25 protein-coding genes and 1 pseudogene are annotated in these 20,546 nt (G+C 37.4%); 12 read left to right on the plus strand and 14 right to left on the minus strand.

Annotated elements, in window-relative coordinates:
- Window positions 1-403, plus strand: a 403-nt coding sequence (locus tag HY987_RS00005) for a transglutaminase domain-containing protein (protein WP_292754071.1), incomplete at its 5' end; no start/stop codon positions are given.
- A 474-nt stretch (window positions 404-877) separates the two neighbouring features.
- Window positions 878-1,231, plus strand: a complete 354-nt coding sequence (locus tag HY987_RS00010) for a hypothetical protein (protein ID WP_292754073.1) — start codon at window positions 878-880, stop codon at window positions 1,229-1,231.
- Window positions 1,232-1,297: 66 nt separating this feature from the next.
- Here HY987_RS00010 and HY987_RS00015 read toward each other — a convergent pair whose 3' ends face one another.
- Window positions 1,298-1,825 carry a PsbP-related protein gene (locus HY987_RS00015; protein WP_292754075.1) on the minus strand — a complete coding sequence of 176 codons (528 nt, stop codon included), beginning with the start codon at window positions 1,823-1,825 and terminating at the stop codon, window positions 1,298-1,300.
- A 271-nt stretch (window positions 1,826-2,096) separates the two neighbouring features.
- On the opposite strand from HY987_RS00015, the gene HY987_RS00020 reads away from it, so the two are divergent.
- Window positions 2,097-2,585 (plus strand): HEPN domain-containing protein, encoded by a 489-nt coding sequence (locus HY987_RS00020; RefSeq protein WP_292754077.1) that lies wholly within the window; start codon window positions 2,097-2,099, stop codon window positions 2,583-2,585.
- Window positions 2,586-2,754: 169 nt separating this feature from the next.
- Here the strand turns inward: HY987_RS00020 and HY987_RS00025 are convergent, their stop codons facing one another.
- From HY987_RS00025 to HY987_RS00045, 5 genes are all read right to left on the minus strand, one after another.
- Window positions 2,755-2,958: a hypothetical protein gene (locus HY987_RS00025; protein WP_292754079.1), complete on the minus strand. Its 204-nt coding sequence runs from the start codon at window positions 2,956-2,958 to the stop codon at window positions 2,755-2,757.
- Between the two features lie 250 nt (window positions 2,959-3,208).
- Window positions 3,209-3,439, minus strand: coding sequence for a hypothetical protein (locus tag HY987_RS00030; RefSeq protein WP_292754081.1), 231 nt, complete (start codon window positions 3,437-3,439; stop codon window positions 3,209-3,211).
- A gap of 234 nt (window positions 3,440-3,673) precedes the next feature.
- Window positions 3,674-3,997, minus strand: a complete 324-nt coding sequence (locus HY987_RS00035) for a hypothetical protein (protein WP_292754083.1) — start codon at window positions 3,995-3,997, stop codon at window positions 3,674-3,676.
- Window positions 3,948-4,712: a zinc ribbon domain-containing protein gene (locus HY987_RS00040; RefSeq protein ID WP_292754084.1), complete on the minus strand. Its 765-nt coding sequence runs from the start codon at window positions 4,710-4,712 to the stop codon at window positions 3,948-3,950. The genes HY987_RS00035 and HY987_RS00040 overlap by 50 nt, the downstream gene beginning before the upstream one ends.
- A gap of 194 nt (window positions 4,713-4,906) precedes the next feature.
- The gene (locus HY987_RS00045) at window positions 4,907-5,251 is read right to left on the minus strand and encodes a hypothetical protein (RefSeq protein ID WP_292754085.1); all 345 of its coding nucleotides are present in this window, start codon (window positions 5,249-5,251) and stop codon (window positions 4,907-4,909) included.
- A 450-nt stretch (window positions 5,252-5,701) separates the two neighbouring features.
- On the opposite strand from HY987_RS00045, the gene HY987_RS00050 reads away from it, so the two are divergent.
- A complete protein-coding gene (locus HY987_RS00050) occupies window positions 5,702-5,857 on the plus strand; it encodes a hypothetical protein (RefSeq protein ID WP_292754087.1) in 156 nt (51 codons plus the stop codon).
- A gap of 23 nt (window positions 5,858-5,880) precedes the next feature.
- Here HY987_RS00050 and HY987_RS00055 read toward each other — a convergent pair whose 3' ends face one another.
- A complete protein-coding gene (locus tag HY987_RS00055; protein ID WP_292754089.1) occupies window positions 5,881-6,168 on the minus strand; it encodes a hypothetical protein in 288 nt (95 codons plus the stop codon).
- Window positions 6,169-6,468: 300 nt separating this feature from the next.
- Entirely contained in the window at window positions 6,469-7,128 is a 660-nt protein-coding gene (locus HY987_RS00060) for a DUF998 domain-containing protein (RefSeq protein ID WP_292754091.1), read from the minus strand.
- A 303-nt stretch (window positions 7,129-7,431) separates the two neighbouring features.
- Here HY987_RS00060 and HY987_RS00065 point away from each other — a divergent pair, with 303 nt between their 5' ends.
- The 3 genes from HY987_RS00065 to HY987_RS00075 all read left to right on the plus strand — a co-directional run bounded on the left by HY987_RS00065 (window position 7,432) and on the right by HY987_RS00075 (window position 10,005).
- Complete coding sequence (locus HY987_RS00065; protein WP_292754093.1) at window positions 7,432-8,799, plus strand: MFS transporter; 1,368 nt, start codon at window positions 7,432-7,434, stop codon at window positions 8,797-8,799.
- Between the two features lie 256 nt (window positions 8,800-9,055).
- Window positions 9,056-9,553: a nucleotidyltransferase domain-containing protein gene (locus tag HY987_RS00070; RefSeq protein ID WP_292754095.1), complete on the plus strand. Its 498-nt coding sequence runs from the start codon at window positions 9,056-9,058 to the stop codon at window positions 9,551-9,553.
- On the plus strand, window positions 9,550-10,005 hold the full coding sequence (locus HY987_RS00075) for a HEPN domain-containing protein (protein ID WP_292754097.1): 456 nt from the start codon (window positions 9,550-9,552) through the stop codon (window positions 10,003-10,005). Before HY987_RS00070 ends, HY987_RS00075 begins: the two co-directional genes overlap by 4 nt.
- Before the next feature lie 66 nt (window positions 10,006-10,071).
- On the opposite strand, the gene HY987_RS00080 is transcribed toward HY987_RS00075, so the two are convergent.
- The 5 genes from HY987_RS00080 to csa3 form a co-directional block, all read right to left on the minus strand.
- Complete coding sequence (locus HY987_RS00080) at window positions 10,072-10,755, minus strand: hypothetical protein (RefSeq protein ID WP_292754099.1); 684 nt, start codon at window positions 10,753-10,755, stop codon at window positions 10,072-10,074.
- A 191-nt stretch (window positions 10,756-10,946) separates the two neighbouring features.
- Window positions 10,947-11,399, minus strand: coding sequence for a hypothetical protein (locus tag HY987_RS00085; protein ID WP_292754100.1), 453 nt, complete (start codon window positions 11,397-11,399; stop codon window positions 10,947-10,949).
- Window positions 11,400-11,659: 260 nt separating this feature from the next.
- Entirely contained in the window at window positions 11,660-14,380 is a 2,721-nt protein-coding gene (locus tag HY987_RS00090; RefSeq protein WP_292754102.1) for an AAA family ATPase, read from the minus strand.
- Window positions 14,377-15,708: an exonuclease SbcCD subunit D gene (locus HY987_RS00095; protein WP_292754104.1), complete on the minus strand. Its 1,332-nt coding sequence runs from the start codon at window positions 15,706-15,708 to the stop codon at window positions 14,377-14,379. The genes HY987_RS00090 and HY987_RS00095 overlap by 4 nt, the downstream gene beginning before the upstream one ends.
- A 322-nt stretch (window positions 15,709-16,030) precedes the next feature.
- On the minus strand, window positions 16,031-16,624 hold the full coding sequence (gene csa3 / locus HY987_RS00100; protein ID WP_292754106.1) for a CRISPR-associated CARF protein Csa3: 594 nt from the start codon (window positions 16,622-16,624) through the stop codon (window positions 16,031-16,033).
- 266 nt (window positions 16,625-16,890) lie between these two features.
- Between csa3 and HY987_RS00105 the strand changes: the two genes are divergently transcribed.
- The 5 genes from HY987_RS00105 (at window position 16,891) to HY987_RS00125 (ending at window position 19,422) form a co-directional block, all read left to right on the plus strand.
- Window positions 16,891-17,226, plus strand: a complete 336-nt coding sequence (locus HY987_RS00105) for a hypothetical protein (protein WP_292754108.1) — start codon at window positions 16,891-16,893, stop codon at window positions 17,224-17,226.
- Window positions 17,227-17,274: 48 nt separating this feature from the next.
- Window positions 17,275-17,682 carry a hypothetical protein gene (locus HY987_RS00110; protein ID WP_292754110.1) on the plus strand — a complete coding sequence of 136 codons (408 nt, stop codon included), beginning with the start codon at window positions 17,275-17,277 and terminating at the stop codon, window positions 17,680-17,682.
- A gap of 96 nt (window positions 17,683-17,778) precedes the next feature.
- Entirely contained in the window at window positions 17,779-18,177 is a 399-nt protein-coding gene (locus HY987_RS00115) for a response regulator (RefSeq protein WP_292754112.1), read from the plus strand.
- A gap of 18 nt (window positions 18,178-18,195) precedes the next feature.
- Window positions 18,196-19,173 carry a DUF6569 family protein gene (locus HY987_RS00120; RefSeq protein WP_292754114.1) on the plus strand — a complete coding sequence of 326 codons (978 nt, stop codon included), beginning with the start codon at window positions 18,196-18,198 and terminating at the stop codon, window positions 19,171-19,173.
- Window positions 19,174-19,278: 105 nt separating this feature from the next.
- Window positions 19,279-19,422, plus strand: a complete 144-nt coding sequence (locus HY987_RS00125) for a hypothetical protein (RefSeq protein WP_292754116.1) — start codon at window positions 19,279-19,281, stop codon at window positions 19,420-19,422.
- Between the two features lie 71 nt (window positions 19,423-19,493).
- On the opposite strand, the pseudogene HY987_RS00130 reads toward HY987_RS00125, so the two are convergent.
- Window positions 19,494-20,195, minus strand: a pseudogene (locus tag HY987_RS00130) (glycosyltransferase); the annotation flags it as partial.
- Window positions 20,196-20,546: the final 351 nt, after the last annotated feature.

Raw genomic sequence — 20,546 nt, forward strand, 5'->3', positions numbered from 1 at the left:
AAAGGCCATGGAAAACTGGGACAAATATTTGGAACAGGTCCAGGCTGCAGCCGGTGAAGAAAGTACCAGTGACACTAGTTACACTTCAAGCAAATCAACTAATACCAAAAAAACCTATGCAACTGCAGTACGCAGCTACAGCAGATCTTACAGTAGCAGCTGGAGCAGTGGAAAAGGAACAGGTGACTGTTGGGATAACAGTGCAGCACTATACGGTTCATTAACTTCATCAGGTACAAGAGCACGCATAGTTCAGTACGCAAACAGCTACTCATCCAACCATCGTTCAGTTGAAGTGTGGAATGGTAACAGCTGGGTTGATTACGATTACAGGAGTAATGGTTACGCCCAGAGATATTATGCAACCAGTCACAGTTCATCATCAACAGTGATAACAGGCTAAAACTCGTAAAATTTAATATTTGGTCACAGTTGCAATCGAGCAACTGTTGACTCCCATCTTTTTTAAATAGTTTATTTCATGATGTTATTTTATTTATTCCTGATTTTTGAAAGGATTCATATATTGTGGGGAAAGACTAAAGCATTTAACTGGGAAAAAACATTTGATAAAGCCTGAAATGATTTATAAAGAAGAATTGGAACGATTATAGATTAGAATGGATATTTATAGAATGATTATCAAGAAAATATAGATTTAAACTTTTTAAACTGATATGTGGATTAACTTTTAATAACATCAATATTGTAAATATAATACATAATTTAATGTGAGGGATTTAAAACGAAAAACTACCTATCACTGATATTAATCCTTATTTTAAGCACTATAGTCGTCAGCGGATGTACAGATATCACTGGAACTACGGCAACTGTTAATAAAACCAGCACTGGGGGAAGTTTTGAAAACGAGTGGGTGAAATTCCAGTATCCTTCAGACCTGGTTGTGATGGATAACTCCAACAGTACCCATTGTAAGCTGGAAATTTACAACAGTTCCAGTACCAACATCGAGAACCTTGTGGGGGAAGTGTTTTATTGTAAAAGTAACAGAACAGACTTATCATCTTTCACTAAACGAAAAAGCATAACCATCGCTGATAAATCAGGGATTAAAATAGAGGACGGTCTTCAAGTATGTAGTTATGTTTTTTTAACCTCAGAATATACTGATGTTAAAACCATGATCGTGAACTTCGATGCACAGAAATATCGGGATGCTTACCAGAATGTTGCAGACTCCATGGTTATAAAGAAAATTTCCAGTTAAAATAATCATGATTTAATGAAGTTTTAATAAAATAAGAAATTTAAAAAAAAATTAAATTTAAAATTTTTATTTTCCGGTGTGGAAACTGTTCAATATATGGTCAATATCACTCTTCAGGTTCTCCAGTGACCCTCCAGTAACAAATGATATGGTGTAAATGTAATTATCTTTACTGAAGAGTACCAGTTTAACTTCACCTAATTTACCCCTTTCTGGACCTGCCATTTCTTCAATGTCAATTACCGAGGCTTGAGTTCCGTCTACAGTACGGTTGGTTTCATTGAATACTTTACCGGTCTTAAAGTAGATATCATTGTTTTTAACCTGTTCCAATGAGGTTCCATTTAAAGAGATTTTGCTAATGGTGACCACTGAATGGTAGGTAGAATTATCTGTACTGTTTTTTTCTCCCTGTATCAGTGTACCCGGTGTACGTTCTTGGAATGCCCATCCATTGGGATAATTAAAGGAAATCTCATTCCCTTCACTATCTTTACTACTGTAGTGTGTTCCAGAGGCCACTATATTATAAACAAAGGCCATTATTATGATTAAAATTACTACTCCTATTATTACAGTGATTTTTTTATTCAAATATAACACCTCAATAAGTTGCCATGGCAATATATGATTAACACCTAATAAAAAGATGCCCCTAATGAGTCCAACCCGTTTAAATCTTAAATAGGCATCCTTAAGATATCTCAATGAAAAAAGAATGGTTTCCCTAATACTTTAACAATTTCATCTGGGAATAATATTTAATATAACCTTTGAACAAGTATTAATATCAGATTATGGTTCTACCGTAGTCTTTGTTAATAAATTAACGCAATATTATCTTCTATTAAAAATGGTGGTATGTTTGGACAAAATTGATGAATTGTACTATCAGGGTCATCTCAAGAGGGTGGAGCCTTCTCCATTAAGAAGTGCTTTATCCCTTAAAGAAGCGAAAATATGGTTGAAAGAAGCCGAAAAAACCTATGAAAGTGGTTTTTATCGTTCATCTCGGGTTTCAACCTATTTTGCATGCCTTCACGCAGCACGAGCAGTAACATTGAGGGATGGTGTCATTGTGGAAAATCCTCAATTTCTAATTGATTACCTGGAAAAATACTGCGAAGATGGAAATCTAGGAAAAGAGTGTATAGATGTATTGAATATCATGTTAAATCTTTATTATCAGGACCAACACTATTTCCAATCCACCCGGAGTCCTGAGGATTTAAAACAGGCTATTGGGTTGGGTTATGAATTTATAAATTGTATTAAAGTCCTCCTGGGAAAAACTGCGAAATTACCCAGGGCAATGGTAAAAAATTCAGTCAGAGAAAATGAATTTGTAAAATAGATCAGTCAAAAATTCTTAAATAAAAGTAAATCAGTTTAATCTTAAATAGAATAAATCCAGTTTATAAGGGAATCATGGGTTTATAAGATAATCTTGTTATAAATTAGAATATTCAAATAAAAATCGTGAATTAAAATATAAATCATTAAAGTAAACCTTCATTTGGTGACTAATCCTTATTTTCCTTCTTTTTTTTCAAATCCAGGACATCACGGTAGATCTGAACCCATATTTCATCCATGGAACTCGAGCTGGGGTTATCCTCCAAAGAATCAAGTTTCTTTTCAATGGCTTCAAGCTCACCCTTATTTTTAAGTTCTTTAAATTTTTTATCTACCCTTTCAATGTCTTTTTTAAGATAATCCGAGGACATGAGGATGACTCCTGTAAATTGGATATAACTTTACCAGTATATGATCTATGCTTACTGTTATATGCTTTTTTCCTTGATTTATCCAGGGGAATCATTTGATTTAAATAATACTCTCTGGAGTAAAAAAGGATCTCAATGAATTATTGGTTAAAATTATCAATCTGAAGTTAATAATTCAATTTGAAGTAAAAAGGATCTTAAAAAAAAGATCTTGATTAAACGAATGGGATTTAAAATGAATTGGGGATTATTAAATTTTTGAAAAGGTTACATGGATATCCAATTTATCTTCATCAGCAGTAATACGGAACTGTTTTGTGCCACCGTATAATTGGTTTCCGTTAATATACCACATCTGCACCTGGTAACCTGGTTCTGGTTGGGCATGAAGATAAACATGACTGGATTTTCCGACTATAACTTCTCCTTCTGGGCTGATCTTACCATTATCCCCCGCACGAATTGTCAATTGACAGGTCACACCATTCATCCCCTATGGATATGATTATTAATAATTAAAGATATGAATGTTATAAACTTTTCGCAGATGTTGATGAATATTGATATTATTTCCATATTAAATGAATATTATTACACTTTAATAATTTAGTTAAAGAAAAAATAATCAAAATCGTTAGTAAAGGAATTCTAATATTATCTTTATCCTGAGCCCACCATCGAAAAATCTCTAATTTATCGAAAAATCCCATTTTATTCACAGTAATCCAACTTTTTCATTGAGGGAATGATGGTTATTGAAGTCAGAATATTTTTTAGTGGTGGATTTAATTTTAGTGATAGATTTTGATGATGCTTTAATTAATTTGACAGTTGTGAATTTGGCAAGTGCACCCCTGGACATGGAAAATAATTGAAGCTTCATGTTATTAAAAGGCATGTGATGTGGACTGCACCATCTGGATCGTGTATGGGGGTGGATAGACGATACCAGAGGGCATTTTACACACACAGTGAGGGATGATGAATAATCAGGGATGTTGATTTTTATGTTCCAAGTGGCCACCACATTCACATTCATCAGAGAAGTCTTCTGGAGATTCTCCTTTCTGAAGTTCATAGTATCCGCCACACTTATCACAGACTAAAAAGTGCTGTTCCTTTTTTGCTGGTTTAATAGTATTATTTGATTTTTTAGAAGATTTGTCCAGGAAACCTCCCAGATCTTTCATTAAACCCTTTCCGGTTTTCTCCACATCCTGCATTAAACCTATGCCGGTTTCCTTAAGTTCATCCATTGGATCATTACTGCTTTTAGCCGTCACTTTTGGAGGAATATTTGCTGCGGGGATATCCGTTTGCACGTTACCTGTTTGAACGCGGGTAACTGGTGTGTCTGTTTCATATTCATTGATATTGGTACCGCATTCAGTGCAAAATTTGGTGCCAGGTTGAATGGGAGCACTGCATTTAGGGCAGTTAGTGATGGCTTCTATTTTAGCTCCGCACTCAGTGCAGAACTTGTCCTCGGGTGTTAGTTCAGCGTTGCACTGGGGGCAGTTAACGATGGTTTGTGAACTTTCAGTTTCTTGGATTGTCTCTTCTAAGATTTCCTCTTTTAAAGGTTCTTGGATAGTCTTTACAGTTTCTTCTACTTCTTCTACAGTTTCTTCTGGAGTTTCTTCAACAGTCTCTGGTGTTGTTTCTTCTACAGCTTTACCACACTCTGTACAAAAATTTGATCCGGGGTGAATCTGTGCATTACATGCAATACAAACATCTGGTGAATTTTCCATATACATATCCCCTCATTACTTTTAAATTAACATCATTACTTTCAATTAGTATAATATTTCAGTTTTTCAGACTTTATTCTTTATTATAAATGATTTTTATTTTACATTTAATAAATAGTACGTATTATTCTCAGCACGTATTATTCTGCATTTATCCAAAAAATACTTGATTTATTTAAGAAGCGATAGTTGATTCAGGAACCCATTAGGTTACCTTTAATCCGGAGTGATCCAACCACAACATTCATGGCTGGTTCCACATGGGAATAATAGGCATCTACCAGGACTTCACTGGAGCTGACGATATAAGTCTTATTATCTTTTGAAAAAACCACCACAGATGAGACGTAATCTGGACCTACCAGTAAATAATCATTGGTGGCACTGTTTTTATAAACCAGTTTTTCACCCTGCCGACCATTAACCTGCACGGGTTCTCTTTTAAGCACCTCAAAACGGGGGTACTCCACTGGATAATTACTAATGTATCCTTCAATAATCTCAGCAGGTTCTACATCACTACTTTGAATATAAATCAAAGTATCCCCTGAAATCACGGATTTCAAACTGACCAGGGCATCACTTGAATTGAATTGTCCACAGTCCAGTTTTCCGGAATTTTAAACTCAAAATACTATTTTCATAATCCCCTTCCAGGGTGGTGCAGCCAGAAATAACTACCATGAATAATGAAATCCCCAACATCATTATCAAAATGATTTTTTCAGATGACATAAATTTTTCCTAAATATTTTCTTATTCCTAACTCCTTTATTTTATTTTCTAATTCTTATAACTAATTAAGGGTAATTTCCATCAAAATATGTGGTATTTAGAAAAAACCAGGACCCATTAGGAATCTGGGTAGAAACACTAGGATAATTAGGATATTATGGGCAATTAAAACCTTATGAATTCTCCTGGAACACTACAGATTTTTATTGGAAAAAAAAATAGATCAATCAAATACATAAAATGTTTGATTAGATATGAAATGTTTTATCCGTCCCTACGAGGCACCCGATGGGGATTATTTCCGACTACAGAGACTGCATGTTCCAATGGACCTGAGCAGACTTACCATATACTCTGATCTGGGCAGGGAATTATTGGAATATATTGAAAAATGTAGATCAGGGATTTAAAAAAAAATTTATGTTCTTAACTCTTATTTAGCAGCAGTGTTTATGAGTACAGTTACTGGTTTTTTGCTGTGAGAACTGCTTTTAAGAATTAGATAGAATGGCCTGTTTTCTTTAATCCTTTCCATTCGTAATGGGCTTAAAAGAGTTTTAAAAGACTCCCCCACATCTTTTAGCTCAATTCCCTGCCTTTTTAGCAGGGGCATGATATTTTTATTTAAAACATTCAACTGATCCTTCCGGAGCAACTGGGGCTGTAAAGTCATTTTATAGGGTTTAGTATGTATTTGAGATTCAATCAGATGGTCATTCATTAAATCCAATCCTCCAAAGTTATCTTATTTCGAATTAATTGCTTAATTCATAAATTATAATAATTAAAATGTTCATATCCACATCCCAAAAAACATATTTTAATAATATGTTACCGCTGGCTAATGAAAAAAAACAATTTTATCTATATTATACATTGGTGTAGGGGATAATTAAACCTTTTGTTTTTATATTTTCCAATATTTCCCTATAATCTATGAGAATTATTTAGAATACTGTTTTTTATGAGACAATTGCAATGATTCACTGGATATGCCAATTAGAGAGTCTAAAAAATTTATTTAGAAGTACCCTTGAGTAAATCTTATCTTTACCCAGTCCTTTCCTCTGCTGGTGAGGTAACCTCCCAGGGCCAGTAGATATAATAGAACCGGGTAGGCAACGAATCTTTCTGCACCACCCGGACCCAGAAAAGTAATGATTGGATTGCCCAGTCCCCATACCAGTCCAGAGATGATAATAATGAGAGATGTGAAACCAGCCACCAGGGACACTATTACCATGGGAATGTTCAAACCAAGACGGTAAGAGAATAGCACAGCTAAACTACCAAAAATGAAGGTTAAACTGGCAAAGAATATATGATAATTGCCAGTGTAGCTGGGAAACAGTCCCACACCTATTGCACATGTAGATGCTATGGCTAGACATGTGGAGAAAAGCCTACATCCTCCACTTTTTAAAATTAAATAAACACTGGCTAGACTTAAAATTCCCATTAATATCGCACTGATGTTGAAGATGGTAGCTGAAGGCTCCACTGGTGGAACAGTTCCAGCCAGATGGCTGAGAGTGTTCATGGTTGTGCTGTATCCTGGAAACTGGGTTTCTGCCAGGTTAACTGCCATGAAAAACTGGAAAGCACCAATCAATAATAATATGCCTGCAATACTGTAGTGATCCTTCTCCGGACGGAATAGACTTCCTCTTTGTATTTTCATAAAACCCACAACCCCACTAAAAAATTTAAGAATTTTACAGTTTAAGATTTAGATTTATGATGATAGCGATATAGATTATAAATACAATACACTTGTATTATTCTTTTATGTAATTTGATATCATTAATATTTCCCACTACTATTAAGTTATATTAATACAACAAAATCATTGATTAATGGATTTAAATCTATATAATTACACTATATTAATTTGTTATACCAGTACTAATACTGATTATTATTGAATATCAGCATTAGTTTACAAAAGATACTTATTTACATTATAAATCAGTACTTCTTCTTATGGTAAATCAGGGCCAGAATCGCATACTAATTCTCCTCTTTGTGGGTGTCTTCATGGGGTCCCTGGATATAGGGATCGTGGGCCCAGCACTCCCCAGCATCCAATCATTCTTCACTGTGGATGAAAGAATCCTTTCATGGGTGTTCACCATTTATATACTGTTTTTCATGATGGGAACACCAGTAATGGCCAAATTATCTGATATTTATGGTAGAAAAGCAGTTTACATCCTGGACATCCTCTTATTCACCATTGGTTCGGTTGTAACCATATCCTCAATCTCATTTGAAATGCTCCTTGTGGGAAGGGCTATTCAGGGTCTGGGTGCCGGTGGAATTTTCCCGGTGGCCAATGCATTCATTGGTGATATATTCCCCCCAGAAAAAAGGGGAGGTGCACTGGGGATCCTCAGCTCAGTATGGGGCTGGTCCAGTGTTATGGGGCCCCTTCTGGGAGGTTTACTTCTCCAGTATGGCTGGCAGTGGCTGTTTATTATTAACCTCCCTATAACCATAGCAGTTATAGTTGGAAGTCTCTACATCCTCCCCAGGGGTGAGAGAAATCCTAGAATCACCTTCGATTGGCTGGGCATAATTTTACTGGGAGTTACGGTGACATTCCTGGCCTATGGAATCAACCAGATAGACACCAACAACTTCATCAGCAGCATCTTATCCTGGGATGTGTTACCCTACCTGGTTTTAAGTGTGATATTTGTTCCAATCCTCTGGAAGATTGAAAATAAAGCCCAGAATCCACTTATACAGGTTGACCTTTTCAGGAGCAGGGAGGTTAAACTGGTTAATAGTATAATGGTTGGAACCGGACTGGTGCAGGCCTCCACAGTCTTCATCCCGGCCTTTGTTATCACATCCTTAGCCTTTTCATCACAGGAGGCCAGTTTCATGTTAGTACCCCTGGTACTGACCATGGCACTGGGTGCTCCAGTCATTGGAAGACTCCTGGATAAGTTCGGTTCCAGGAATATCATGCTTATCGGGTCCTTGGCTATGGCTGTGGGACTTTTTACCGCCAGTATGTTCTCTGAAACATTTTACATATTAATCGCAGCCAGCATCCTCATTGGTGTGGGTATGAGCACCACTATAGGCTCACCTCCCCGTTACATCATGCTGGTGGAAAGCCCACCATCTGAAAGAGCATCCGGACAGGCCCTCTTAAATATCATAACCAGTATTGGGCAACTGGTGGGAGGAGCCCTGGTGGGAGCCTTCATTGGATCCTATGCAGGGGAACTGGTGGGATACCAGTACGCATATCTCTTCATAGGGCTGATAGCAGTGGCCATGACCTTACTGGCTACCGGACTTAAAAGTAAGGAAGAACAGCTTAGAAGTAGCCATTGAACTAAATATTGGGGTTTTATCCATAACAATAAATTTAAATTACCCTTATTTTTTTTAAATAATAGACCTAAATTAATAATAAATTTATATAATATTATTACATAAAGTAATAAGAATAATGGCTTTAATGATAATGTCAGCTAATTTATTTACATACTGTAAACATTATGTTTACATATCATAAACAAAAAGTTTATAATCTGTAAACATTATACTATGTTTGATGTTATTCCATTTATTCAAAACCCCAGAAAGGATGAAAATACTGGAAACCGTACTCAAAAAAAAGAAGATTACAGTTTCCCAGATCACCCAAGAAACTGGAGTATCCAAGGGTATGGTGTCACGTTACCTCAAGACTATGAAAGCGGAGAATTTTCTCAACAGGAAAAAACAGACATATTACCTCATTAATCATGCTAGAACACGAGCTTTAAAAATACTACTTAGTCTGGAACAGTTGAAATGGGATGAAATTAGTCCTAAATGGGTTGAATCTGTTGGTCTTTATGGAAGTTGGGCATCTGGCACCAACACAGAGCTCAGTGATGTGGATATATGGATTAAAGTGGTCAATTACCCCTCGGAGGATGAAATGAATCAGTTATATAAAAATATCAAAAATAATACCAATTCTGAGGTGAATATATTGATTTTAACACCAGAAAAACTGGAACAGATGAAAAAAACAGATCCTCCTTTTTACCATTCTCTACAGATAGGTTCATTGTTACTGGAAGGTGAACCTTTTTGAATGCACTTGAGAACTGTTTTCGAAGAAGACAACTCCTGAAAGTTGAACCTTCACTTATTAAGAGTGAGCGTTCTATTCAGGAATCATATAAATGGTTAAAGGAGTCTCATAAAAATATTGAGGGGAGTGCATATAGCTCAGCACAGCTTTCAACATATTTGGTATTCTTTCATGCAGCAAGGGCAGTGTTATATCGAGATGGTGTGCGCGAAAAAAGCCATTACTGTATTGGAGTATATCTTGAAGCCTACCAGAATGAAGGATTATTGGAGGAAAATTGGATAATTCTTTTTGACCGTATGAGAAACAACCGTCACGCAGGACAATACTCTTTCCAGGTTGAACCCACTAAAGAAGAAGTAGAATCAGGGATAAAATCTGCAGTAAATTTTTTAAAAAGAATAATAGAGTTGTTACGTACAACTGAACCCTTAGCTATAGATTTATATTAAATAATCATTATTATGATCTGTGCCCTCATTTTTTACTGAACTTATTTTTTTGATGTACAAATTTTGTTACTGAAAATCAACCGAAGGCTTTAACCTGTGCAGTTGGTCCAGAGCATTTTGATAGGCACTTTTAGTTATATTCCCATCATCAAGGGATGATTTCAGTTCAAAGGCAATGTTCTTCACGGTTATCCGGTCACCTTTGTTGCGCAGATGGGAGTAAGCCATGAGAATTATAGGGTCCTCCTGTGCCAGGTCATAAATGGTTGCAGGGGAACGTTTTTTGGATTCAATTTTAACCACCGCATCTTTCACCATTATATTAACAGTTTTAGCATCAGAATTAACCGGGGGAACTGCTTCCAGGGTGATGCTAGAGATGTGCTGGTTCACTGTTTTTCTGAATCTACTGAAATTCACAGAATAGTTATCCTGCCAGTTTAGGGGTGTTTTATTCACCCTATGGTTCAAGCTATCAATGAAGGTGTAGAACAAACCACCATTTTCACCGTAGATGTTATCGGTTTCTGGATAATAAGGGGTAACAAATTCACAAACCCATTTTTTAAGTTTCCCGGAATCGGTTATTATAACGTAGAATTCTGCCACTTCCCTTTTTCCCATGGGACTTTTTTGAAACTCTCCAATTACAATTTCACCCCTTATTTCATCCCCTGGTTTGAGTTCATTCAGGAATTTAGTGTGATAATTATCCATATTTTTACTGTCAGTTAAACCAAAATCCAACATTTTTTTTACCCCTGGATATTTATTTAGTTTATTTATGAATAAAAATTTTATCTCAAATAAAATTTTGAATTATCTCTAACATAATTTTGAACAAGTGAAAGATTTTCTCTCCATCAATTGTACTGTGAATTTTTTGTATTAAATGAGTATGAACTCTGAGTATGAAGTCAATATAAAATGTTTGGGTCTGTCTATTTTCTAAAGTCCAAAACATCCCATGTTTTAAGTATCCTTTTTATACCGTGTTCAGTGCTCAGCACCCGGCCAAGCATGGTACCGGCGGTGAGGCTGAATACCAGGCCCAATAATGGGGTCCCATGCACCCAGTAGGACAGATAATGTGTTCTGGTGAATACAAAGGTCAGATAACACACCAGGATTATTGCACCGATCCAGTCGATCCTGCTTATTACTTGGCTGGTGTCTTCATCCCAGCTGAGGCGGTACATGCGGCTTACCAGGGTCCCGATTCCCAGACCAATGAGTATACCACCAACGGCCCAGGCAATGCTAAAGGCGCCCTGTAAAACCTCAAATATTATCACCACTAGCATGATAACCATTACTAAGGTGTAAATACGAAGCCGTCTGATAAGGCGCTTATCCAAATAAGGGACTACAGCTGATTTATCTTTTTTCTTCATCTTTTTTATCCCATATTTTAACGTTATTTAAATCCTTTAACATTATTTTAAATCCTCAGTTTCTAACATATTCTATGAATTTTAAGATTAATAAACCGAAGGACTTATACTAAAATTGTTATTTCAGGAATAGGATGGTGTGGGAATGTTGAGGGTCCGGAACTAATTATATTGATTTAAGTTAAGAATAGAAAAAGGTGGGGTATGGGGTTGAAAGTGTATTCAATCTTATTTTATATAATCCAGTTTTTTATTCACTCCTATTTAACATTCATGGGTCTAATTTCATCCATGGAAATGAAGTTGGCTCCAGATAATGAATCGTATTTATCCACATCACAGGTAACCACCACAACCTGCATATTGCGTGCATTTTCTTCCAGTATCTCCCGAGCATGATGCATCCGCACCGGGTCAGTGTTTACCAGAGGATCGTCCAGGACCACCAGCTGTTTTTCTCCACTGGAGAGGATACTTCCCAGTGCCAGTCGGAAAAGACACCATACCTGTTCCTGGGTCCCGAAAGAAAGAATATCCAGTGATGCTTCCTGGCCACTGGCCTGTATAGATTCTGGCTTCATCTTTGAATCGAATTTAAGGGCATATTTAGGGCCGAATAATCTATCCATGTCCTCGGTCACCTTTGTTTCCAGGGGTTGGCTGATTTTGCAGATGGTGTTATCCCGGTAGAAATTAGTGAGGCTATATAACAGTTTAATGGCTGCAACTTCAGTTTCCAGTTCTTTTTCCTTAAATTCCAGTTGTGCTAATTTTTCGGAGAGCACACTGGAATCTGTTGATTGGGCTATGAGCATGGAAAGCTCCCGTTCCATCCCGGCATGACTGATTTCCTGTTTGCGGATTTCATCATCCAGTCTTTTCACCCTATTATTCAAACCTTCAAAGGTTTTTAAGGGTCTTACCTCAATTTCCTCTATTTCATCCTGATAAACATTCCAGGCCCGTTCTTTTTGTTCGATTTTAACAGAAAGCTGGTTTAATTCGTAGTCCCGTTCTTCAATGGATCTTCCATCTTCAGTTAACCTGGTTAATCTATTCTCAATCTCTTCTTTGCGCTGGTTATTACCGTGGAGTTGCGTTTTTAATTCCACAATGATATTGGTGGTGTTTTTAACAGTTTTCCTATCATTTTCCAGGATCTCACTTAACTGGTGCCGGTCCTTTTGCAACTGGTTAATCACATCTTCGATCTGGTTAATCTTTCGAGAAAGCTCCTCTCTAACTCTTGATTTATCTTTACCTTCACATTCTGAATAAACAGATCCAGATGGGATCTTATTCCAATTTGATTTAATCCTATTTTTTAGGGTTAAAATTTCATTTGAAATGCCCTTTTCGCCCTTTTCATCCTTTTTATCCAGCTGTCCCTGGAGCCATTTAAGATCCGTTTGCAGAGATTCTTTTTGATTCATTAAACTTTTCAATTGGGATAAGTCACTGGTAGGGTAAGGATCTATCAGTTCCTGGTACTGGGTTTTGATTTTTTCAAGGGTTTCCTTCATTCCCTGCACATCTTGGCTGCCACTTGTTACCTCAATTTCTCCTACCTGGTCAATTACTATTTTCACGGATTGATGTGCTGTCCAGGTTTGAGATTCACCTTCCAAGTTGAATTGTTCCTTATCGTGGTCCAGGACGATCTCACCAGACATTCTCTGGGGTGTGGTGGTCTTAATGTTCAAACCAATGGCTTTAAGACTGGTTTCTGCATCACGAATATCCTGAGATAGTTCTTCAATTTTACTGAATTCTTTTTCACCAGGTACTAAAATAGAATCAAACTTTTCTTTAGTGGATTGGTAATCTTCTTTAAGGTCAGTGATCTCTTTTAACTGATTTTCCTTCCCATCTAAACTCATTTCATCCATAACTGCAGTGTGGGCTATTCCCACGATCCTCTTTTCTTCAAGGTAGCTGCTGATCTTCTCATCTAAACCTCTAACCGTGCTGGTGTTATCTTCCATCTTCTGGTTTAAGTTTGAAGATTCGGCATTTAAAGGGTCTAACTGGAGATTAATTTCATCATTGGATTTAATTATTCTGTTAATTTCATTTTTACTCTTATTAATTTCATCAACCCTTTCTTTGGATGATTGGAATTCAGTTCTTAGTTTGTTGATTTCACTTTCCAGTTTTTCCCGGTTTCGCTGATGCTCATTGGCTTCGCTAACCTTTTCATCCAGTTCATCTTTTTCTTTAAGTGCAGCTTCCAGGTTAGCTTTGTTTTTTCCAAATATTATCTGGTTATCTTCCAGGGTTCTCATCAGGGTTTCCTTTTTGTTGATATTTTCCTGGGAAGCGTTCAGATCATTTTTTAAACGGGCTATTTCATCCTTTAGGATTCCCAGCTGGCTTTTCTTTTTTAGTTCCTTCTTTTTAGGGGAGAAATTTTCCAGGAATCTGGAATTGATCTCTTTCAGGACATTTTTTTCTTCTTCGGATTCAATGGTGGCCCCTACCATTTTCTGCATGGAGGAACGGGTTTCATCGTTGAGTTCTTCCTGGATGATGGGTGTTCCCTGTACCATCCACAGTGTCTGTCCCAGACCCCAGTATTCTGGTTTGGTGTCACCCCGGGTGGGCATTTGACCACCCACCAGTTCTATGAGTTGTTTATCTGCCTTGTCCCCTTCAGCGATTCTCATCCAGGATCCCTGGTCCATTTTCTCCAGTAAACTCTTCTTTTCCTGGAATCCTTTGCTGATACGGTATTCCTGACCATTTTTGGTGAAAGTTATACTACTTCTGGGATGGAGGGATGTGCCCCATGGTTTCAGATTTTTTATCTTCTGAGAGTTACTGGTGTGCTTGGAGTAGAAGGTGGTGATGATGGAGTCAATTAGAGTGGTTTTACCACTTTCATTAGGGCCGTATAATACGTTTAAACCGTCTTTTAGCTGGATACTCACGGGTTCGGTGAATTTTTTCCAGTTTTCCAGTTGGATGGTTTGGATGTTCATGGTGCTGCCTCCCGGATCATCTGGTACATTAAAAGGAATGCCCGGTTAATGATTTCAGGTGACAGTCCCTCCATAACATCTTTACCCTTGAGTTCGCTGAATATTTCCCTGGTGCGTTCTGGGTTCAGATCAGAGTATTCCTGCATTTCTGGCTGGGTTTTCATCAAGGCCATCAGGGCCTCAAAGGTCTGGTTAACCACAGCCCCCTCAGGGAGGAGTGCTTTAAGCTCCAAAAGGTTGGGTTTAAGGAATAAGTCATCTTTTATAATATTCAGGTGCATGAATTTGTTCTGGAATTGGCTGGGAAAGTTTTCCAGGTAGTTTATGGTGTCCTGGTCTGTGACTCCTGTGAGGTTTAAGGATAAAACCCTGTTCTGGGGGTTGAGTGTTTGCTGGATGTTAAGATGCAAGGTCTCTGCATCAGCCCTGCTATTAATTTCCAGTTTATGTTTTTCCCAGACAAGGGTGCCTACATCAAGTTCCTGAATAACTGGTGCAGAATGTGGGGTTTCGATCTCAACAATGACTGCTTTTCCACTATTTTCTTCACCAAATTTAGTGGTTTCAGGTGTTCCAGGGTATATGGTGCGGTTGATACCTTCTGAGTCCTGGAAAGTACGGAAAGAATGCCATTCTCCCAAGGCTAGATAGTCCAGATCTGATATGGTAACACGATTGGGATTTATAGGGAAGTTGGGATTGTCTATATACCCTTCAATAGCCAGGTTCCCATGGGCCAGGCCAATGGATATTTCATTTCTGGCATTTTGATATTTACCGTTACTTAGAGAATCATTAATCTTAATTTCACTCTCTAAACTCTTAATTTCAGTTTCTGAACTTTTAATTTCAGTTTCTGATCCATTAGTTTTGATCTTACTCGGAGAACCATTAACTTTAATCCAGTCAGTGGGATCCTTCTTGGATTGTTTCTGGCTGACTGGAGAGGGGTAGATGGTAACGTTATGGTGGGGTAAGGTGAAGGGTTTGGATTCTTTAAATATCGTTACATTATTTAAGGTTTCCCAAACTGGATCCCAATATAATGAGTCGAGGGTGAGAGGATCATGGTTACCGGGAATGATGTAAATGGGTACTGGGGTGTGCTGGAGTATTTCAGAAACAGTGTTTAAAAGTCTCTTATCCACATCGTTACTGTCGAAAAGGTCACCCGCCACCAATACAAAATCAACATTCTCTTCACGCGCATGATCCAATAGTGTTTTAACGCTTTTTACTCTTATATCCCTTGCTTTTTCAGCTTTTTCACCTAACCGGCTGTATTTCATTCCCAGGTGCCAGTCTGCAGTGTGTAAAAATTTAACCAAATTCCCAACCCCCATTCATTTAATGATTAACTCCTTATTATCCATTGTATTTAAAATCTTACTTTATTAATATTTATGTCACTTATTAGTATTACATAAGTTTTTCTAAAAACATGGGGAGTTCTAAACTTCACATGGGGTTCTAAAATGGGAACAAGATTTCACGAAAATAATGATTATGGGGCAGAAATTTGATGAATTAAACATTAGGGACTAAATCATTAAGGGATTAAATTTATAATTTAAAAAAATCCCATAAATAATAATTCCATTAATAATAATTAAATAGGGAGTTCTAATTACATAATCTGGATGGTTATAATTAAATAATGGCTAATTCACCAGCACTGGTAACTTTAAATGCTTTAGGGTCAATCAAGCCCATTTCCCGTAGTTCACGTATGTGGTTGTAGGTCATTCCCCTGCTTATACCAATCTTGGTGGAAAGGTTCCTGACGTTGTTTTCACCACCGTACAACTCCTCCAGGATTACCCGTTTGGTTTTGGATATTCCAAAGTTTAGTATGGGCAGATCGATGATGTTCTTATCTTCCTCGGTGATGTAGACGATTTTTTCAACCATATCATGACGGGCGTAACTCCCAAAGAGAGCCCCGAGGGCTTGTGGTTTTCGACCGCCACTGATGTTAACCACGATGTTTCTTCCATGGGCATACTCTTCTTCTATTATCTCTGCTGTGTCCCGGGCAACCATAACCACGTTGTAGATACTGGTGGGTACAGCCACTATTTCCAGGACTTTACCCACAGTTTCCTGCAGCATACGCTCTGCTTCTTTTATTTTATCCGGAGCATCCTCCTCCCTCAGGAGAATGATTTTATTAGGGGAGAACTGAGTAATGCAGGCCATTACCGGCTCCAGGGAATAAATTGTTGATATTAAGGTGTTTTCCATTTTACCACGGGTAGAATTGTTAAGGTTTTATATTGATTATTACATTTAATTCTCCTTTAACCTGTATATTAGTGTTTTGATGCTGAGTGAGTATTTGAATGATTGACTGACCTTTTTTATATTACGTATGTTTGGTTTACCATAATGTTGTCAGTATTTTAACTACTTTGTTAATGATAAACATTAACATTTATATAGAATAATCATAATATGAATGATATGTGCCACTATGGGAAGGTTCAATATAAAAAAATGGAAGGATTATAATGGAAAAAAATGTCGTAAATGAAACCAAGAAAAATGAAATTCAAGGAGAAAAAACATCTAGAACCATTGAACTAGCTTTAGGTCTTGTTGGTGGTATATTTGGTTTATTTGGTGGGATTTTTGCTCTACTTTTTATCCCTGAGTTGGGATTTAGTGCCATATTAGCTTCAGTACTTGGAATTGTTGGGGCTATATATGTTACTCGAAATGCAAAATGGGGAGGAATAATCTTAATAATAAGCTCTATATGGCTATTAATAAGCATATCTTTTTTCGGAGTGTTGGGGTTCATCTTACTCCTTATTGCAGGTTTAGTAGCTATATTTAGGAAATAATTTTTTAGGAAATGATTTTCATCCTTGGATAAAAATAGGAGGATTGCTATGAAAAAGAAGGCTTTAATATTAGTAGTTTTGGCTATACTTTCTGTTGTAGTCATAAGTGGTTGTACCAGTTCCGGAAATAAGAATTCAGTGAATGTTACTAATCTCCAGGTGTCATCTGAAGGTTACGGTATGTATTACGTAACCTGTGACATTGTACCTAAGCAGGACACCAGTTATCTAGAAATGGTACTGGTCTGGTATGATTCAAGTGGGGCAGTTATAGACCGTAGTCCTCTAGCCTGGAATATCAACGATGCCAAAGCCGGTCAAACCATAAAGGCAAGAGGTACAGCGTCACTGTATCAGAAAGGAACTCCAGCAAAAGTACAGGTTTTGCTCTATGATTCTAGTTTCTCTGGTGGTAGTGATAAAGGAAATATATTCAACCAGACTATATCTGTCTGATAAACACCGTAATTATATTCTTTTGAAAAATTCCCATTATTTTTATTTTTATTTTTTTAAAGTACCTGTTAAATTAGCTTTAGAGGGGAGATGAAAATGGTTAATTTTAAGATAATGGTGGTGGAGGATGAGGGTGTCATTGCCCTGGGTCTTCAAAGAAAACTGGAAGAATGGGGTTACACAGTGGAACCTATTGTTTCATCAGGGGAAAAGGCAGTTAGGGAATCATTCCGGATTAGACCTGACCTTATTATAATGGACATTGGGGTTAAAGGAAAATTAAATGGGATTGGGGCTGCCCGGAGGATCAGGAGTTTAAGGATCCCAGTGATCTATATAACTGGCCAGGATGATGAGCACATCCTGAGAGAAGCAGCTAAAACAGTTCCTTATGCACTCCTAAAAAAACCAGTTGACCACGCGGTTTTAAAACAGAAAATCAGATCCGCAATGGAAGATCAGGAATTAAAGGCGAAAAAGGTAGGGAGAAACTAAAAAGAGGAGATGGTTTAATTGGATGAATTAATAGCAGATTACATTTACCAGGTGGAATTAGGGGAAGTCCAGGAATATAAGGGCATGTCAGTTTTCCCTCTTTTTAACAGTGGGAATGACTCTCTCTACATCACCCTCAAGGAAGCACTGGATGCCGATCTTTTAACTGTGACTGAAATCGATGATATTGCTTCAGTTCCTGAATTAAATGTAATTAACCGGGCTAATGTTCCTGTTTTATTATTGGATGGGGAGGAACTGGTGGGTGCCAAGCAGAACCGTGTGCTGAACACCACTATATTGCTGAAACCCAATTGCGAAACAGTGATCCCGGTGAGCTGCACTGAGCAGGGTAGATGGAGTTATAACTCTCTGAAATTCAGGGAGTCCGGGAATGTGGCCTCTTACAGGGTGCGCCGATCCAAATCTGCATCAGTTAATGAATCACTGCAGAGGCAGGGGGAGTTTCGCTCTGACCAGAGGATGGTTTGGAATGAGATAGATGATATGGCTCAAGATGCCGGGGTCAGTTCCAGGACCAGGGCCATGCAGGATGTTTACCTCTCCAGGGAGGAAGATCTAAAAATGTATAACTGTTCATTCCCAGTACAGGAGGGGCAAAAGGGAATTCTGGTTATGGTTAATGGAGAGGTTATGGGTATGGATATTATATCCAGTGGGATTGCCTACTACATTCTCCACAGGAAACTCCTTAAAAGCTATGCTCTGGAAGCATTAATTCAGGAGGAAAAAGGTGAAGGTGGATTTAATGGCCGGGATAAAGCCCGTTCATTTCTGGATGAAGTGCGCTTGTCCATGGGTGAAAAGCACAAATCAGTGGGGTATGGCTGGGATCATCGCTTGGAGGGACCCAGAGTGGTGGGTTCATCCTTAACTTACCATGACCAGGTGATACACACGGCCTTTTTCATCCGTGGGGAAAATAAGACAAAGGATATGTCCAGTTACACTAAAAGCGGCGGAGTTTTAGGATGAAATTAATTTTAACCTATTTTTTTATTTAAGAAAATATTTTTTTTATTTAAGAAAAAGTTAGATGGTTTCCCTATACATTGATTCTTAAATAGGGGATGAGTTGAAATGGCTGCAGCGGATATATCCATTATGTTAGTTGGCACCAAGGATATCTTCTCTTCCATAGGCTATAAAACTTGTGGAAGACTCTTATCCTACAAAATAAGACTCATAAAAAGCATCACTAAAAAAAAACTACTGTGCTCTTGAAAACATAATTTAATCACAAATTAAATGTGAATATCGATTAATTTTCATAGTATTTAAACTGTTTGTTAATTCTTTTTATGACAAAACTTATAGTCCAATTCCTCTGCACTGATTTTCTTACCCCTAAAATCGTAAATAGTACTTTTAGTGTATTTAAATGCCAGATCTTTTAATCCTTCTTTTTCAAGTCTTCTGGTAGAAACTAGGAGTCTTGGATTTCTCAATACTTTGAAGGAACATATCTTTCCAATTCTCTCAATGTAATCACTGTCCTCGCCAAAGTCCATGCCTTCATCAAAGCCGTCAGCCTTTTCATGAATATCTTTAGTGGTTAATATCCCACAACATCCTGCACCGTGTGGTTTTATGGATTCCACACGTTTCATAAAAAAGTTTGCAAATTTATGGAGAATCTTGTCTATGCTTCTGTCACTTAAAGGTATTATTTGTGTAATTGCAATTCCAAGCTCATTTTCCTCAAATTCTTCAATTGCAGATTCAAGGTAACCTGCAGAAAGCACCACATCTGAATCCAGAAATAGTAAGTACTCCCCTAAAGCTATGTTAGCTCCATTATTCCGGCCCAAGGAAGGCAACCCTCCATCAATAACCTTACAATCGTATGATTCGGCAATTTCCCTTGTTCTATCAATGGAACCTGCATCAGCTACAATTATCTCATAGTCATTAAACTCCTGTTCTTTTATACTGTAAAGGAGTTTTGGAAGGTATTCCTCCTCATTGTACGTTGGTATTATGATACTGAGCTTCACATAATTAATTACATCCTCATCCATTTAATAATTAATGTTGATTTACATGATTTTTAATTTATTCTGATAAAAGGGAATAAATATTCCACGAAACATTGAAAAGAAGTATTTACTATTAAAAGGATTTAAAATGTTATAGTTCATGTCTGGGGGATAATCTTATTATGGTTTTCTTTCCAACCGTCCTTTCATCCAAAACATTAATCTCAAGAAGATTTACATCTATACCCGCATATAAGAGTATTTAATATAGTCTGGGCTGTGCCAATCGTTCCAAGTAAAACCAGGATAATAATAGCCCTAGCTAATAATCCCGGTAATACCATTTCAAATACATCAATCTGATTTTAC

The sequence above is a fragment of the Methanobacterium sp. genome (assembly GCF_016217785.1).
In the GTDB taxonomy this organism is placed as follows: Archaea; Methanobacteriota; Methanobacteria; order Methanobacteriales; family Methanobacteriaceae; genus Methanobacterium.